Annotated in this window: 14 protein-coding genes; 2 read left to right on the forward strand and 12 right to left on the reverse strand. The window is 47.6% G+C overall.

The annotated features are described in order from the left end of the window. Position 1: 1 nt before the first annotated feature. From NKT06_RS30150 to NKT06_RS30200, 11 genes are all read right to left on the reverse strand, one after another. Positions 2 to 787 (reverse strand): ABC transporter ATP-binding protein, encoded by a 786-nt coding sequence (locus tag NKT06_RS30150; RefSeq protein WP_253441788.1) that lies wholly within the window; start codon positions 785 to 787, stop codon positions 2 to 4. 246 nt (positions 788 to 1,033) lie between these two features. Next, positions 1,034 to 2,437, reverse strand: coding sequence for an RICIN domain-containing protein (locus NKT06_RS30155; RefSeq protein ID WP_483311641.1), 1,404 nt, complete (start codon positions 2,435 to 2,437; stop codon positions 1,034 to 1,036). Between the two features lie 477 nt (positions 2,438 to 2,914). After that, positions 2,915 to 3,544 (reverse strand): PepSY domain-containing protein, encoded by a 630-nt coding sequence (locus NKT06_RS30160; RefSeq protein ID WP_253441792.1) that lies wholly within the window; start codon positions 3,542 to 3,544, stop codon positions 2,915 to 2,917. Positions 3,545 to 3,781: 237 nt separating this feature from the next. Beyond that, positions 3,782 to 4,582, reverse strand: a complete 801-nt coding sequence (locus NKT06_RS30165) for a PepSY domain-containing protein (RefSeq protein ID WP_253441794.1) — start codon at positions 4,580 to 4,582, stop codon at positions 3,782 to 3,784. A 78-nt stretch (positions 4,583 to 4,660) separates the two neighbouring features. Further along, positions 4,661 to 6,037: a sensor histidine kinase gene (locus NKT06_RS30170; protein ID WP_253441796.1), complete on the reverse strand. Its 1,377-nt coding sequence runs from the start codon at positions 6,035 to 6,037 to the stop codon at positions 4,661 to 4,663. After that, positions 6,034 to 6,789 (reverse strand): response regulator transcription factor, encoded by a 756-nt coding sequence (locus NKT06_RS30175; protein ID WP_253441798.1) that lies wholly within the window; start codon positions 6,787 to 6,789, stop codon positions 6,034 to 6,036. Before NKT06_RS30175 ends, NKT06_RS30170 begins: the two co-directional genes overlap by 4 nt. A gap of 55 nt (positions 6,790 to 6,844) precedes the next feature. Continuing rightward, positions 6,845 to 7,489, reverse strand: coding sequence for an SDR family oxidoreductase (locus tag NKT06_RS30180; protein ID WP_253441800.1), 645 nt, complete (start codon positions 7,487 to 7,489; stop codon positions 6,845 to 6,847). Positions 7,490 to 7,807: 318 nt separating this feature from the next. After that, on the reverse strand, positions 7,808 to 8,989 hold the full coding sequence (locus NKT06_RS30185) for an NAD(P)/FAD-dependent oxidoreductase (protein WP_253441802.1): 1,182 nt from the start codon (positions 8,987 to 8,989) through the stop codon (positions 7,808 to 7,810). A 24-nt stretch (positions 8,990 to 9,013) separates the two neighbouring features. Next, complete coding sequence (locus tag NKT06_RS30190; protein WP_017691658.1) at positions 9,014 to 9,460, reverse strand: DUF1641 domain-containing protein; 447 nt, start codon at positions 9,458 to 9,460, stop codon at positions 9,014 to 9,016. Between the two features lie 688 nt (positions 9,461 to 10,148). Next, the gene (locus tag NKT06_RS30195; RefSeq protein ID WP_253441804.1) at positions 10,149 to 11,948 is read right to left on the reverse strand and encodes an RNA polymerase sigma factor; all 1,800 of its coding nucleotides are present in this window, start codon (positions 11,946 to 11,948) and stop codon (positions 10,149 to 10,151) included. A 37-nt stretch (positions 11,949 to 11,985) separates the two neighbouring features. Next, on the reverse strand, positions 11,986 to 12,918 hold the full coding sequence (locus NKT06_RS30200; RefSeq protein WP_253441806.1) for a cysteine peptidase family C39 domain-containing protein: 933 nt from the start codon (positions 12,916 to 12,918) through the stop codon (positions 11,986 to 11,988). Positions 12,919 to 13,110: 192 nt separating this feature from the next. Here NKT06_RS30200 and NKT06_RS30205 point away from each other — a divergent pair, with 192 nt between their 5' ends. Further along, entirely contained in the window at positions 13,111 to 13,287 is a 177-nt protein-coding gene (locus NKT06_RS30205) for a CsbD family protein (RefSeq protein ID WP_074092719.1), read from the forward strand. A 165-nt stretch (positions 13,288 to 13,452) separates the two neighbouring features. Here NKT06_RS30205 and NKT06_RS30210 read toward each other — a convergent pair whose 3' ends face one another. After that, positions 13,453 to 14,454 (reverse strand): NAD-dependent epimerase/dehydratase family protein, encoded by a 1,002-nt coding sequence (locus tag NKT06_RS30210; protein WP_253441808.1) that lies wholly within the window; start codon positions 14,452 to 14,454, stop codon positions 13,453 to 13,455. 152 nt (positions 14,455 to 14,606) lie between these two features. Between NKT06_RS30210 and NKT06_RS30215 the strand changes: the two genes are divergently transcribed. Then, positions 14,607 to 15,125 (forward strand): cupin domain-containing protein, encoded by a 519-nt coding sequence (locus NKT06_RS30215; RefSeq protein ID WP_253441811.1) that lies wholly within the window; start codon positions 14,607 to 14,609, stop codon positions 15,123 to 15,125. Positions 15,126 to 15,253 lie beyond the last annotated feature (128 nt).

Genomic DNA, 15,253 nt, shown 5'->3' on the forward strand with positions numbered 1-15,253 from the left:
ATCAGTACACCTCCTGCACAATCGATACAAATCGCTCCGCAATGGCTATGTGCTCATTGAAGCCTGTCAATTGATTAAATACTTCCTCCAGCGTCCCTTCCGAGGACTGCTGTTGGAGCTGCTTAAACGTACCATCTGCCACCACGCGTCCTTCAGCGATCAGTACAATTCGACTGCTGATCTTCTCCACCACATCCATGATGTGGGACGAATAGAAAATGGTTGTGCCTTTGGCTGACAATTGTGACAAAATCTCTTTGACCACCATCACACTATTGGCATCCAATCCGCTGAGCGGTTCATCCAGGAACAACAGTTCCGGGTCATGCAGCAGCGCAGAGATTAACAGCACTTTCTGCCGCATGCCTTTGGAAAAGGATGCAATGCGGGAATGATATGATTTTTCAAGTCCAAAACAATCCATCAATAACTTGGCTTTATAATCCGCATCTTCATAGGATATGCCGTATAACTCTCCCGTAAAAGTCAGGTACTCCGCAGGCGTTAATTGTTCGTATAATTCCGCGACCTCCGGAACATAGCCTATTCTGCGTTTATACTCCACATCGCCATCCGCAATATCTTTACCAAAGATTCGCACCGTGCCTACATACCCTTCAACCAGCCCGAGTAAAATCTTAACCGTCGTACTTTTGCCAGCCCCGTTTGGGCCAATATATCCAATCATCTCACCGCGATTCACTTCCAGATCGATGCCATTCAACACATAACGTCCGTTGTATCTCATACGCAAGCCTTCAATAGATAGCACTTGTTGTTCACTCACTTCGTTATCCAGCTCCTGTCTCTATCTTTTTCTACAATTCTACTAGTTTACCATACTTTGGTATGACATTGATCGGAAGTAGATCACGATGTGTGAGCCATCATCTGCATATTTCATTGAGCAAGAGCATCACATAACAAGCGCGAACACATCACAAAGCCCCTGTCTCACCTTAAGGTAAGAGACAAGGGCTTTGTCTGTATCTTTATCTGTATTTGGAACCTTATTTCTAATACTCATACCGTCTTACTGCACTTTTACAATCTGAAAATGCTGGTTCGTACCACCATTATCCGTCCACTGGATGGCCGCAGCACCATCTGCCAACGATTGACCGGAGATGTCCAAAACCTTGCCTGTACTGCGGTTCTTCAGTTTATAATATCCACCACCTACATGGACGAGCTGCCATTGCTGGCTGGCCCAGCCCCCATCATTCCACTGTTCAATGACAGCTCCATCGGTGGTAGCACCATTTTCCACACCGATCAGTTTGCCACTGGAACGGTTGATGATTTTGACATAACCGCCACCCGCATCAGTAATCTGCCACTGTTGACTTGTTGTTCCCCCATCTGCCCGCTGCTCCAAATCCGCACCGTTGGCGGAGGAACCCCCGATGACATTCAGTAACTTGTTGCTTTTACGGCTAATCAGCTGATATGAAGCATTCACGTCCCAGACATCCGGTGTATTCACTCCGGTCACAGTACCTGTTGCTGTATCAATCGTGATACTGCTGGCCCAGTTCATCGCCAGACTGGTTGCGCTTGGGAACGAGAGTGGCAGCCAGACATACTTGGAATCCTGCACAGGCCCGCTCCACGCCCCAGCCCAGCGATCGCCCATGTAGAGATAGGATGTGGTCTGTGAACCCTCTACTGGAACGACATAGGTGGATTGAGAACCATACGTTGTGCTGTCTCCGAAGTTGCTAAGGCCGCTCCATGTGCCTGTAATACTGGAGGCTGTTGCATATTTGGCCTGATTTGGATTCCAGCCGGTTGCACCCGAGGTGATCAGGAAGTAGACGCCGTCTTTTTTGAATAAAGCAGGTGCTTCACGATATTGTCCTGGCCATAGTGTTGTAACAAGCGATTCCACACCCAGGAAATCCGGGGTCAGCTTATATATATTCAGATCTGCATTCACTCGGGTCGCGGAGATTAGGTAAGCCGTTCCGTTATCGTTATACACCGTCATATCTCTGGAATCATATCCAAGTGGACGATAACTTCCCACATACGTGTAGTTCCCATCAACCGTATTAGAAGTAGCTACGGCCACTCTGGCCTCGCCATAGTCCAGACCATTCTCCTTGTGCATCCAAAGTACGTATTTGCCGGTAGCACTGTTGTAGATGACCTTCGGACGTTCAATGTTCGAGATATTTAGCTCAACTGCCGAGCTGCTGGTGAGCACATCATTGCGATACTCCCAGTTCTTCAGATCCGATGAACGATACACGGACACGGCCTTGAACGTTCCATTCGGATTGCGGTTCTCCCCAAACCAGTAATAATACCCATTCGCCTTGATCATCCCGCCCCCATGAGCATGTACGATATTGCCATTGGTGTCCTTGAACTGTACCCCGTTCGTTACACTGAGCGGAGCAGCTGAAGCATTCGATCCAGGTGCGAGCAGCATGCCTACTGATTGCAGCGCCAGCACCAAAACAAGCAGATAACTCAAGTGCTGAGTAAAGCGAAAGCGGCGTGAGTGTGTATTCTTTTTCAACCATCCATCGTTCATAGCCATATCGTAATGCACCTCCATGTTTTTTATGAAGCGCTTACATAAAAAATAAAATTGATATGTCTCATCTGCCTCCGATCGATGATGCATTTCAGCATTAGAATTCCTGGCAAAATTGTTTGGCCCGGCTTCACCTCCTTGATTCTGATTGTATCCGCCACGTTCCTGCTCGAATAGTGAACAATCCGGCGGATCATGTACAATTTCATACTCCGCGCTCTCCATAAAAAGCAAAAAGACGCTTCCCCCGAAGCGTCCTCTGCTATACCTGCCCTGCCCCTTCATGATGTAACAATCTCTAGCTGTGTGTGGCTGTTCATAGGCAGGTTTTAATATGTTGTTTTGTCAGCGTATACTCGCCCTTATTACTTAATCCTGGTCGTCAAAATCCTGGTCAAACGATAACACTTTACCTGTGTTGGCATCGATATCTACATCTGCTTCACCTTGAGCGGTTCTCAGTTCGATCTCATACACGTAGCGACCATCATCATGATCCAGCTCGACTTTGGTTACTTTACCACCCGTAACTTGTTTCAACGCAATGTTTGAAGCTTGGGATGCCGTCAATTTGACCTGCTTGGAAGCAGAGCTGTTAGATGTATTGCCTGTTACAGAGCCTTGATAGTCATCGTCATCATCGTAGTCTTCATCATCCACGACCGCCAGGATTTTTCCGGTATAAGCATCCAGACGAACGACAACATCATTTTTGCCTTTTCTGTCGATCTCAACTTCATAGAACGTTTGGCCGTTTCTACGCTCCAGATCCACGTCATCCACTTTACCATCGGCTGCTTTCAACGCTAACGCTTTTGCTTGGGATGCATTCAGCATTTTGCCTGTGCTGTTCTGATTCTGTGTTACGGATTGTGTTGTTGACGTTGGTGTAGTTTGTACCGATTGTCCGTTCACATTCCCGCTAGCCGCTACGGCCGATCCACCTAGTAATACTGCTGCTGACAAGCTACCAATCCAAAGTTTATGTTTGTTCATCATCATCATTCATCTCCTCGTTTGTTGTTTCGTTCTCGTCTACATTCATAGAATAACCTGCAGGAATGAGAGATCAGCGAGAGTTAGATTAGAATTTGATGAGAAAATGAGGAGATTGCTCATTTAACGGGTATTCATTGTCCATGTAATTGAAAAAAGATGATCCCCTAAAATGAAGGAATCATCTCTTTGAAGCGATTTTACCCTGTATTCAAAGGGGTTTCTTCTGAACTTTAACTTTTAATCCTCGTCTTCATCCCATGTCACGGACCGAATGGCTCCCGAGATCGCGTTCACTTGCACAATAGCCTCCCGGCCATCCTCCAGATCAATCTCAACCAGATAATACGGATTCCCGCTGTTGGTTCCACGCAGTTCGATATCGTCCACTTCCCCCGGGACCTCTGCAAGTGCCTTCTGCTTGGCTTGTTTCTCGCTCAGAAACTGAGGTTTGGGATCATCCTTGGTTGGTTCAGTTGTCGGGGCTGCTATTGTTTTGGACGATATCGTCTCTCCCGTATATGGATCAATCGTGAGTTCTTCACGGCTGTTATCCTTCGCCTTCACTACCGCCGTGTATACCGGACTGCCTTGCTGCTCTACAAGTTCAAGCGAGACCAATTGGTTATCTATTTGTTGTTTTAACAATGCCGTCTTGATCTGCTCGCGGCTCCATAACGTCTTCTCTTCCGCTTGTGGGTTCGACTCCAGCCGCTTGATAGAATTCACCGTAGCCGTGACGGCATCCACCTGCACGTCATATAATCCGGTCTCCGAACGGAGCTGCATGATATACGTCCCGTCCTTCAACGTGGAATTCACAATTTCACCCGGATATTGATCCAGTACGGATTGAGCTGCCGCTTCTGCCGTAAGTACCGCACCCGTCGATTGCCAAGGCTTCCACCAAGCAATTGCTGCCACAATCAGCACAATGAGAAGCCCTGAGCCCCACCAGAGTGATCTTCGCGATTTCGCCCATCCACTGTTCCCCTGTTCATGCCGCTTCATCTCCGGTGGTCGCTGCTCATGCTCTGTCATCCCGTTTCCCCCTTATAGCTCTCCTATCTTCCCCAGTTGATCTGATGCTTATCAGTATATAAGAGAAGAATGAGAATTTCATGAGAGCGGCCCGTTCTGAACGGATATTGGCAAAATAATTGAAGCCTCGGTGCCTTCACCCTCGGTGCTGGTCAATTCAATCCGGGCTCCCACTGCTCCTGCAAGTTCTTTCGCAAGCGACAATCCCAGTCCCGAACCGCTTGCGCCCAAGCTGCGTGTTCTGGCCGGATCAACCCGGTAGAATCGGTCAAATACCTTCTCCAGCTCGTCCTCCCGCATACCAATCCCGGTATCCACGATCCGAATTCGGCACTCCTGCCCCTTGGCTTCAAGCCTGACTTCAATTGCATCTTCACTATACTTCCGGGCATTATCCAGCAAAATAAACAACAGTTGCTTCAGCTTGCTCTCATCGCTGATTGCCCAGATTGGACCTGGATCGACAAACCGGACTTCCCGGTGGTAAGCTTCGCGAAACGCACGTGTGGAATCCATTGCAAGTCTCGTGATATCCACTGGCTCCAACTGCACATTCCACTGCTCCGGCTGCTTCGCAAGCAGTAACAATTGCTCGGTCATCTCCCGCATGCGAACCGATTCGGACAGGATCGCTTCTACAGCTTCATCGAATACTTCAGGTCGCTCTTTTCCTCGCCGCTGAAGCAGACTGGCATAGCTCTCAATAATGGTCAGCGGCGTTTTGAGTTCATGAGATGCATCCGATACGAATCGCTCCTGCCGCTCAAAGTTGGATTCGAGCAGGTCCATCATCCGGTTAAACGTCTGTCCCATCGTTTTCAATTCATCCTTCGATCCTTCCTCCAGAGGAAGACGCTTGAATTGTCCGCTGGACTGAATGTCACTCATCGTACGTGTCATCTGCTGAATCGGTCTGGTCATCCGGTTCGCGAGAATTCGGCTGGAGATAATGGCCGGAATCAGGGCAATAATCGTGACTGCCACTAGCACAGTACGCAGTACAGACAGACGATTCTCCGTCTCTGCAATGCTCTCGGTGACCTGTACATTCACTACCTCACCATCAGGCCAGATGACCGGGACGGAAACCCACACATAGCCAATCTGTTCCACTTGGGTATACTCCGATTTCTTCTCACTTTCATACTTATAGGGCAGCTTGCTCAGCTGCTCGGAAGCTGATGTTGTCGTCACCGGAGAACTGGTGCCGTCTTCATTAACGATCCGAAGCATGCCGTTCACAGGCGCGTAGGCCCGCAGCAAGTCGTCCGGCGGAATGGAGCCGGCAGACTGACGCACTCCTTTGACAATAGACTCCGCTTCCGCTTCCACCCGATTAACCTCGTTATCTATCGACATTCGTTCAAACACGATATAGACGGACAGGTTCACCGCGATTAACAGCACAGCAAATAATACAGACGAATATCCGTAGATTTTACTGCGCAGGCTCATGACTGTTCCTTCAGGACGTATCCTACGCCCCGTACGGTATGTATTAAGGGCGGTGTGAATCCGTTATCCACCTTTTTGCGCACATAACGGATGTACACATCCACCACATTGGTGTCTCCATAATAATCGTATCCCCACACAGCCTGCACAATCTGATCACGACTGAGCACCTGACGTTGATTCTGCAGCAGATACACCAGCAGGTCGAACTCACGTGGCGTAAGTTCAATGGCTACGCCATCTCGCGATACTTCTCGCGTTCCTTCATTCAGTTTCAACCCGGCAGCCGTCAACCAGCCTGCCTCAGCTTCATGCTTATGCCCAGACGAGTCATTGCCTGTATCAGCAGGTGTAGACGTAGACGCGGAAGAAACAACAGACGCCACTGCACTAAGCCGCAATGCGGCCCGAACTCGGGCAAGCAGTTCTTCAATCTGGAACGGCTTGGTGATATAGTCATTGGCTCCGAGATCCAGGCCGGATACTTTGTCTTCCACAGAATCTTTGGCGGTGAGCATAATGATCGGAACTGTAGCATCTTTGGCCCGAACTCGGCGCAACACCTCAATTCCACTCAGACCAGGCAGCATCACATCAAGCAAAATCAGATCCCATTGCCCGTCTGCATACTTCTCCAATCCTTCTGTTCCACTACCTGCCTTGCCCACCTGATATCCCTCATATTGTAATTCCAGTTCAAGCAGACGTGCTATTTTGGGCTCATCCTCTATGACCAGCACGGCTTCGTTCATGCAGCGCTCCCCCTCATCCCCATCATTTCATTCTCCCGTTATCTTACAATACCTTTTACAGTTTGCCCAAGGCATCATCAATCTGATGCTCCCCAGCAATCAGATCAAAGGCCATCCGGTATGTCTTCTCTTCCTGCAAAGAAGCCGCAATTACGCGGGCCACATCTTCTCGCGGAATACTCCCCGGTTCCAGATCAGTTCCTACCGCAATCTTGCCTGTGCCTGGTTCATTCTTCAGACCACCCGGGCGGATAATGGTGTAATTCAGATCACTTGCAAACAAGGCACGATCCGCATAATGTTTCGCCACGTAATAAGGCTTAATGGACTCTGACCATTTCTCCCGTTGATCTGCACCATACGCACTGACCAGAATATATCTGGAGATGCCTTGCTGCTCAGCGGCTTCCATCGTTTTAACTGCTCCATCGAGATCAATCAACAGGGTTTTGTCCTGACCAGTAGATCCGCCAGAACCCGCTGTAAACACAATCGCATTATGATCCTTCATGGCTTCAGCCAAGTCCTCCACACTGCCCTCCAGATCCCCGATCACCACATCGGCACCGAGTTCCTTTAATGCATCCGCCTGCTCCGGTTTGCGGATCATGGCCGTTACTTTATGTTTGCCTTCCTGTGCCAGCTGCTCCACCACAAACTTGCCGATTTGCCCATTTGCTCCTATAACTAAAACGTTCATACGTCATTTCTCCTCTCGGTTGAACGGACCACTTGTTGCAGCTATCCGTTCATTATATATATAGATACTCATCTATAATTTAAACGAAAGCCGGCGCTTCTAAGCGCCGGCTTCCAGGTTCATATTCGTTAAGTACATCTCTGAAATGTGAATTTTTCCGTTGTCCCATTAATATGCCATACCCCATATGTGGTTTATACGCAATCTCACATCGACCGCTTCTGCCATAGCTTTTTCACATCTGAATATCTATGATTCTTTGCAATCGTGACAACTAAAAAAGACGCCCAAAAGGGCGCCCTTGAATAGCATTTAAGATTAGTAAGCCAGTGCGAACAAACCGTGAATATGAGCCAGGTAACGGATGTTACTTGCTTCTTTCATCATGGTTGCAGGCAGACCTTTCAGACGAGTCTGGTTGCCACCGATCATGCCGACAGCATCTTTACGACCCAGACTTCCCAGCGTACCGGAGAATACTGGTGTGAAGGATTCCATTGCGCCACCTTTGAACATTACGCCCAGGTTGTGACCGATGGTTTCACCCATTTGCCAAGCCAATTGTGCTGTTGGAGGGTAAGGGCGAGCACCTTCGCTAGGGAAGACCACTGCGCTGTCACCAGCAACAAACACGTCTTTGTGAGAAGTAGATTGCAGAACTTCCGTAACTTTCGCACGGCCACGATCCACTTCAATTCCGCTGTTAGCAACAACAGCGTTGCCTTGTACGCCACCTGTCCATACGAGTGTATTCGTAGGAATCGAGCTGCCGTCTTTCAGCAGAACTTCATTTTCTTTCATCTCAGTAATCGCTACGCCAACGATGAAGTTAACGCCACGTTTCTCAAGACTCGATTTAGCACGATCAACCAGCTCTGGCGGGAAACCTGCCAGGATGGAAGGGCCTGCTTCAACTGTGTACAGGGATACTTCTTTGAAATCGATCCCTTTTTCTTGACATACTGCAGGAAGCAGGTCAGCGAATTCGCCAACAAGCTCAATACCTGTCAAGCCGCCGCCACCAATAACAAACGTAGCGTCTGCTTTGTTGCCGGACTGTTTGTAAGCATCAAGACGAGCTTCAACGTGTGCACGAATACGGTTTGCATCGCTAACCGATTTGAGCGTGAAGCTGTACTCTTGCAATCCCGGAATTCCGAAGAATGCCGTTTCGCTGCCCAGAGCAACGACAAGTGCATCGTAAGAGTATGTGGAGCCGCTGGTCATCAGAACTTTTTTCTCGTCCGGCTTGATTGTATCCACCGTATCGATTTTCAAGTTCACGTTTTTGCCACGCAGCAATTTTTCAAGTGGAAGAGCAACAGCTTGTTCAGCAATGCTTCCTGCTGCAAGACGGTGCAGTTCCGTGATAATTTGGTGTGTAGGGTAACGGTTAACGACAGTAATTGTCGCTTCTTCCGGAGACAAGTATTGACGTGCAGTCAATGCAGTCAACAGACCGCCGTATCCTCCACCCAAGATCAAAATTTGCTTCGACATATCCATCCTCCGTTCTTCTAAGTCTTAACGTTTCGGTTGTTGACGCTCGTTCAGGATGCTCAGGAAAGATTGAGCAAAACGAAGCGATTGTTGTACGTTTGGATCTTTAAGCATTTTCAGCATAGCGAACAAGCCAACTGAAGTTTGCTCTGTTTGCGCACGGTCATTGGCTTCGATGGCAGCAGAAGCTACACCTTTAGCTTTGTCTACAACAGGCTTAGCGAACTCGCCCATTGCGCTCATTGTGTCGCTGATCAGAACTTTGTCTGTTGCTACACTTTGTGCAAAGTCATAAGCTTTTGTCATAGCAGTAACCATTTCAGCCAATTTAGGCAGGTTCTCCACCAGAACGGTTAAAGACTCCTGTACCTCAGGCTTCATCAGTTGATCCAGAACGTCCAAGGACTGGCGCTCGGAAACGTTGGCACCTTCTGTAACTGGCACCTCTTGTTGAGTAGGCGATTGTGACATAAGAGAAAGTCCTCCTTTACTTTGGGATAGAAGTCCGCGACTTTCATGATGCCTGTCAAGCAGAGCCGAACCACAAAATACATCGAATACATTTAAATGTACCAAATTTCACACAATAGGATGAGCGTAGCTCATGGCTACTTCCACATCATGCATTGTATCTTGGATCTATTGCGGACAACATGTGTTGACGCACAAAACGACAAGCAGGCCGAAACCGAACTCTATACCCTTATATTACACCTCTTACACATGAACATGAAAAAGAAATTTTTTACACTTGTGAAGATATTGTGAACATTGTAACAAAATCGATTTTTTTGTCAACCCGTTCAGGCAAGCCAAGGCGGCCAATCCTCCTGTCCAAGATCCGCTATCCTACCACATGTGGTATTAAGACAAGATCACATATGACCAGATGTGCGATATGTACACAAGGAAGGATTGGTTTGCTGATATTTACAGGAATTGTTTTCCAAATCCAATCATTTCGCGCAACGAAATTGGTCACTGTCGTTATTATGCAGCGATGAGCGCAGCCTTATTCCATCATGGAGACATCTTTTCTATTTCAAGTATGAACCTCTTGCGTCACGAATGCAAAAAAGACAGAAAGAAGGCCTGACGTATCGCCCTGCCTCCTGATATTTGTTTCCGCTGTTTGCCCAATCTGATCGTTACAATTAGGTCACACCATAACTATTTCTGGGGAATGCTGATCCATTCCTTCAAGCAACGCTTTTATTACAACGACAGCGGCTCGCTCCAATTCCTCCACTTCCAGAAGTATCGAGATAGCCTGATCAGCATGAAGCTTCTCATTAGGCAGTCCTCCATCTGGAAAAGGAAATAATTCCACGAGTGTATTTAATTTTTGGGACATGTTTCGATATAACTCTTCTGCCTGAAGACAGAATGGAATTAAACTGGAATAGCAGGCATTCGAAGCCCACTTTAGAGAAACTTCCTTGAAAAACTCACTTGCATAACGTCTTGCATCCCACAAAACCGCAATGTTATAGGCGTGACCGTTTGGTTCTACCCGTCTGTATTCTAGGGCTTCTCTCCAGACTGCATAGGCAGTCACACCACTGACTGTGTTCGGCAAGGTATACGCGTCCTCTCCACGATAATGAGCCAACACAGCTGTCAGTGCCCCGTGCAAGTTCATTTCTCGTATTATGCCATCCGATTCCGCTGCCAATACAAATACCTCCTGATTCACACCCCGGCCTACATGATCATAGGGAATTGTTCCTGATTTAATGAAATCGGTACCGTATAGGGTCCGGGCTGCATCATCATAGCCATAGATCAACCCGAATTCGGGAATATTCAGATCCCACACGACGGCCGGAATTCCCCGATGAATGGCGTAACGTATCAGGGAGAGGGCCTGGACAAGTCTTGGATTAAGCAACCTTTTCCCTTTCGCTTTCTCCTCTAGCATCGAAGGATCGACCAGATTGGCATTGAGTCCCGCATCGCTCGCCAAAGCCTCAACCGCATGGGAACGATAACCCATATGTTGCAATCCTCTTGTAAGCACCTCTTTGAAGTTATAGGCGGTAGGTCCAGCGATATGTATGTCCTGAGGCAGGATGGTTAGCCGAAAAGAAAGTCCACTCATCCCCATAACCATGGGGAGAGACGGAGATGGACCGGTATAACCTAACATCTCGTGAATGGATGCTGCTGCCGAGTTCCAAGTTTGGGGAGCCCGAAACGAAAGGGGTTCCTCCAGAGTCAATCGATTTTGCCCGAGTGAATTCCACTCTGCCAGCATTTCTTCTACAGATAAATGAATATGAAGCTGAGCCACTTTTTTACGTGAACGAGATAGAATTTGATACACATTGGCACTTGTCAGATTGAATTTGCAGGCCATTTCTTGCGGTGATAGCTGCTCCATCCAATATGATGTGAAGACCTGTTGTTCTCTTTCATTCAGACAACCCAACAGCCTGTGGAGATTGTTTCTCATTTCCTGCTGAGCAACAGCTTGATACGGATCATAGCCTGTCTCCTGCGATCTCCGATTTGAGTCATTCAAAAGATGATTCAGCGTTATGTCGAGCGAGTCTTGATCGCTCCATGAGGCATCATCGGCTCCAAATCCAAATGCAAAGAACGAAGAAAAATGTTCTTCCCGCAGCTGCTTTTGGCGCTGCATATGTGAGTATGCCTGATTACGCACAATGCGCTGCATCCAGGCCATAAAACGCTCAGCATTCTGAAGCTGTCCCATATGAATGAACGCACGAATAAGCCCATCCTGTAAAATGTCTTCTGCGAGATAAGAATCATACGTAAGTGATCGTACATATCGAAACAATTGCCCACGGTAACGGTGAATCAACTCTCCAAAGGCCTCTGTGTCCCCCGTTTGGGCTCGTTGGATAAGCGTGATATCCTGCTCCTTTTGCCGATCCTCTAATATCTCATCTTCCCCTGGTCTAATATGGCGATTGTTAGTTAATCCATCCATTTATATCTCCCTTTCTTATAGCACCGCTTCAATTTCATTACTCCATCTTCAAAATAGAAGCTTCGATCATGGCTTCCGTCTCCGCGAGTGCCACCATGATTGTCGCAGCAGCCTCCCAGTTCCGAGAGACAAGACGGGATTGGCATTCCCCGAATTGGCGGGATTGTGCGTATTTCAAAGCAGAAAGGTCAGGATGGATTGTGTTAAAAAACAAACCATAATCATGGGCACGACGTGCACCTACTGGCAGAGCAAAAAACACATAATGAGCCCACTCATTATCATCGATTGCTCCAGTACGAACCTGTTCCGCCTTATGCAGAATAGCTGAAGCTCCGGTTCGTCCTTCCTGTGCAGCGATATCATGGGTCTGTTCTGTAAGGGTTGATTTGAACCAAGTAAAAGCCCGGCGGTTAATCTCCTCCAGATCAGGATGTTCAATACGTTCAGGACTCCACCATCGTCGATACACACCGCTACTCCATGGGAATTCAGACTTCCATGCTTCCTCAAGTTTATCCAGTGTCAGGAAGACATTCGGAAATCCTGCCGGGTCATGCAGGCATATTTCATCGCCCCTCATATTGAGCGCAACTACATAATGATCGCTACCACCCAGGTTGGGAGAGTTGGGATTGTAGACGAGTTTGCCCATATCCAGCGGCCCCATCATCACAGGGCCCTGCTTCAAAGCCTCTCTTAGCTCGTCTACAGGCATCTCTGTACCCCGTGTTTGCACACTTTCGCGCACACTAAATCCCAGAATGCTCATCGCCTTGCTGATGGCCAGATCAGGACTGGAGGTACAGTTATCAAAAAACAGAAGGTCTTCCTGCGTGCGGAAAGCTCCCAGGGAAAAGCCACCTATAGCTTCAAGGACACTCGGGTCAACCTTTTCTCCGATAGACGACAGCAGCATTGAAGCTGAATTGGCGTAACAATACGCACCATTTCCAATATAATTGCTCATATCATAACATCCTCTCATTCCTTTAATGAAGCACGCGATTAAGCAATGCCTATACTTATACTGACTCTTCGTACAGATCATTTCTGACAGAATATCCAGAACAAATTTTTGACCGCCATGAAATAGTGAACGTTTAGAATGCCGGCATCCCGGTTAATAAGGACTACACCAGAAACGAAGGAGATGTTCGATATGAGTAATTCAACTGGCGATAAAATCAAAGCAGGCGTAAATAAAGCCAAAGGCGAAGTGAAGGATCAGATCGGTAATGCAACCAACAACAGATCCCTTCAGGCTGAGGGTAAAAAAGACAAAGCCAAAGGTGCTGTACAGGATAAAATTGCCGACATTAAAAAAGATCATCACTAGATCCTTTTAATGTGAGGTCCAGCAGCACGATCATTTCGTGCAATAGATCGTTATGAACTAGCCTAACTGTCCGTGTTCGGATGAAATCCGAAAATGAGACGGAGGCGCAAAAAAGCCAAGGAAGGTGTTACTCAATACACCCTTCCCTGGCTTTTTTTGTGCATTTTATACGGCTGGAACTGCGTATCTTGCCATATCGATAATGAAACTGCGCGTTTCCCTTGTTGTATGATATTCACGGCTGAATTGCCTTACCCATTCGGGATGTTCCTGGTACCAGCGGAAGGTTCTTTCCAATCCCTTTTCCAATGTGGTTTGAGGTAACCACCCCAATTCCGCCCGTAATCTTCCTGAATGTACGACCAGACTGGACCCTCTGGACTGGGTTGGCTCTTGCTCCCGAATCTCTACAGCAGCTACAGATCGATCCATCGGTTTCAATATCTCTCCGATCTCCTGCATGGTTGTCCCAAGCCCTGTCGAAATATTGTAAACCTGTCCGTCTTTGCCTTTCAGCATGATCTGTTCAATGGCCCGGAGGGCATCATCCACATACAAGAAATCACGCACTGCCGATCCCTGAATATCCAGAGGAAGTCCGTCCAACATCCGACCAAAATTTCGTGGAATAATACGGTCTGGCAATTGCCACGGACCATAGAGGTTGGTCAAACGAAAGAGTTTGACTGGAAGCTGGTAACATTGAGCGTAGGAATGAGCAAGCATTTCACAAGCGACTTTTGATGCAGAATAAGGAGAGACCGGCGCATACGGATCTGATTCATGATAGACCCTGCCCCAATCGCCGCCATACACTTCAACAGATGATGCAAGCAAGACAGGGATGTGATGTTCGGTAGCATATTGTAGAATAGCCTGGGTGCTGAGCGTATTATTGCGGAAGACTTCCCCTGGTTGATGATACGAATAATCCACGTGAGGCATGGCTGCCAGATGAATGATGTAATCTGTTCCAGAAGGCAGATGAATCCGGTTTGATGCAAGGTCACAACAGATGAATGGCATCTCGTGCAGAGGAGAGAAATGAACAAGCCTCTGACAATAATCATCCCGATCCAGAAGGGTAATTCGATGCCCCTTTTGCGCCAAATACTGTGACAGATTAAATCCCACAAATCCAGAAGCCCCTGTAATCACAATGTTCACACACGATTCCCCCTTGCGATTTATACAACGAGTGCATTGAAGAGAGTTTATGTACTGAGTATAACCTTAAAATGATACATTTTGTATCATTTTACAATTGTTTTTTGTTCGTCCTCGAGGATTTCGGGTAATTTATCATGAGGTGATATGAGATGAATGAATGGAAAAAGAATATAGAGACGTTATTTCTTCAGGATAACGGTGTGATTCCCAATCATCCGACCCTGCCTGTGCTTTTGTATAAGAACGTATGGGCTGAAGAGGCCCTTCAAGCAGAATCGTTGCTGAACCGTCATGGATGGGGAAATAGCTGGTTGAATGGTGTGTTCAATTATCATCATTATCATAGTAACGCACATGAGGCTCTTGCGGTGGTGAGTGGATTCGTGGAACTGATTCTAGGCGGAGAAAATGGCCAGAAAGTTTATCTTCAAACAGGCGATGTTGTCGTTCTTCCTGCCGGGACAGGGCATAAACGTCTGGAGGCCAGCACTGACTTTCGTATTGCCGGTGCCTACCCGGGCGGTATGAGTTACAACACACGTACAGGCGAGGACGCCGAACGTGCCAAGGCTCTTCAGGAAATCCGAGAGGTTCCGATTCCGGATACCGATCCGGTCTACGGGCAGGATGGTCCTCTAATGGAAATTTGGAGCGGGAAGAAGTCATAACCGATATGAAGAAAAGAATACTATTGGACCATGCACAGTTGAAGTTGGTTCAGTTTTTAACGAGAAACAAATAGACTGTTCCCCGGACATGTAGGAGTTATCCACCGGTGGAACAGTCTATTTAAGTG

It is taken from the genome of Paenibacillus sp. 1781tsa1 (assembly GCF_024159265.1).
Classification (GTDB): domain Bacteria; phylum Bacillota; class Bacilli; order Paenibacillales; family Paenibacillaceae; genus Paenibacillus.

Bases quoted from the DNA above. Each gene is read 5' to 3' on its own strand.
- NKT06_RS30160 (WP_253441792.1), bottom strand. From the start codon at position 3,544: ATGATGAACAAACATAAACTTTGGATTGGTAGCTTGTCAGCAGCAGTA.
- NKT06_RS30200 (WP_253441806.1), bottom strand. From the start codon at position 12,918: ATGAGCAATTATATTGGAAATGGTGCGTATTGTTACGCCAATTCAGCT.
- NKT06_RS30205 (WP_074092719.1), top strand. From the start codon at position 13,111: ATGAGTAATTCAACTGGCGATAAAATCAAAGCAGGCGTAAATAAAGCC.
- NKT06_RS30215 (WP_253441811.1), top strand. From the start codon at position 14,607: ATGAATGAATGGAAAAAGAATATAGAGACGTTATTTCTTCAGGATAAC.
- NKT06_RS30185 (WP_253441802.1), bottom strand. From the start codon at position 8,989: ATGTCGAAGCAAATTTTGATCTTGGGTGGAGGATACGGCGGTCTGTTG.
- NKT06_RS30170 (WP_253441796.1), bottom strand. From the start codon at position 6,037: ATGAGCCTGCGCAGTAAAATCTACGGATATTCGTCTGTATTATTTGCT.
- NKT06_RS30190 (WP_017691658.1), bottom strand. From the start codon at position 9,460: ATGTCACAATCGCCTACTCAACAAGAGGTGCCAGTTACAGAAGGTGCC.
- NKT06_RS30175 (WP_253441798.1), bottom strand. From the start codon at position 6,789: ATGAACGAAGCCGTGCTGGTCATAGAGGATGAGCCCAAAATAGCACGT.
- NKT06_RS30155 (WP_483311641.1), bottom strand. From the start codon at position 2,437: ATGCTGCTCGCACCTGGATCGAATGCTTCAGCTGCTCCGCTCAGTGTA.
- NKT06_RS30195 (WP_253441804.1), bottom strand. From the start codon at position 11,948: ATGGATGGATTAACTAACAATCGCCATATTAGACCAGGGGAAGATGAG.
- NKT06_RS30165 (WP_253441794.1), bottom strand. From the start codon at position 4,582: ATGACAGAGCATGAGCAGCGACCACCGGAGATGAAGCGGCATGAACAG.
- NKT06_RS30180 (WP_253441800.1), bottom strand. From the start codon at position 7,489: ATGAACGTTTTAGTTATAGGAGCAAATGGGCAAATCGGCAAGTTTGTG.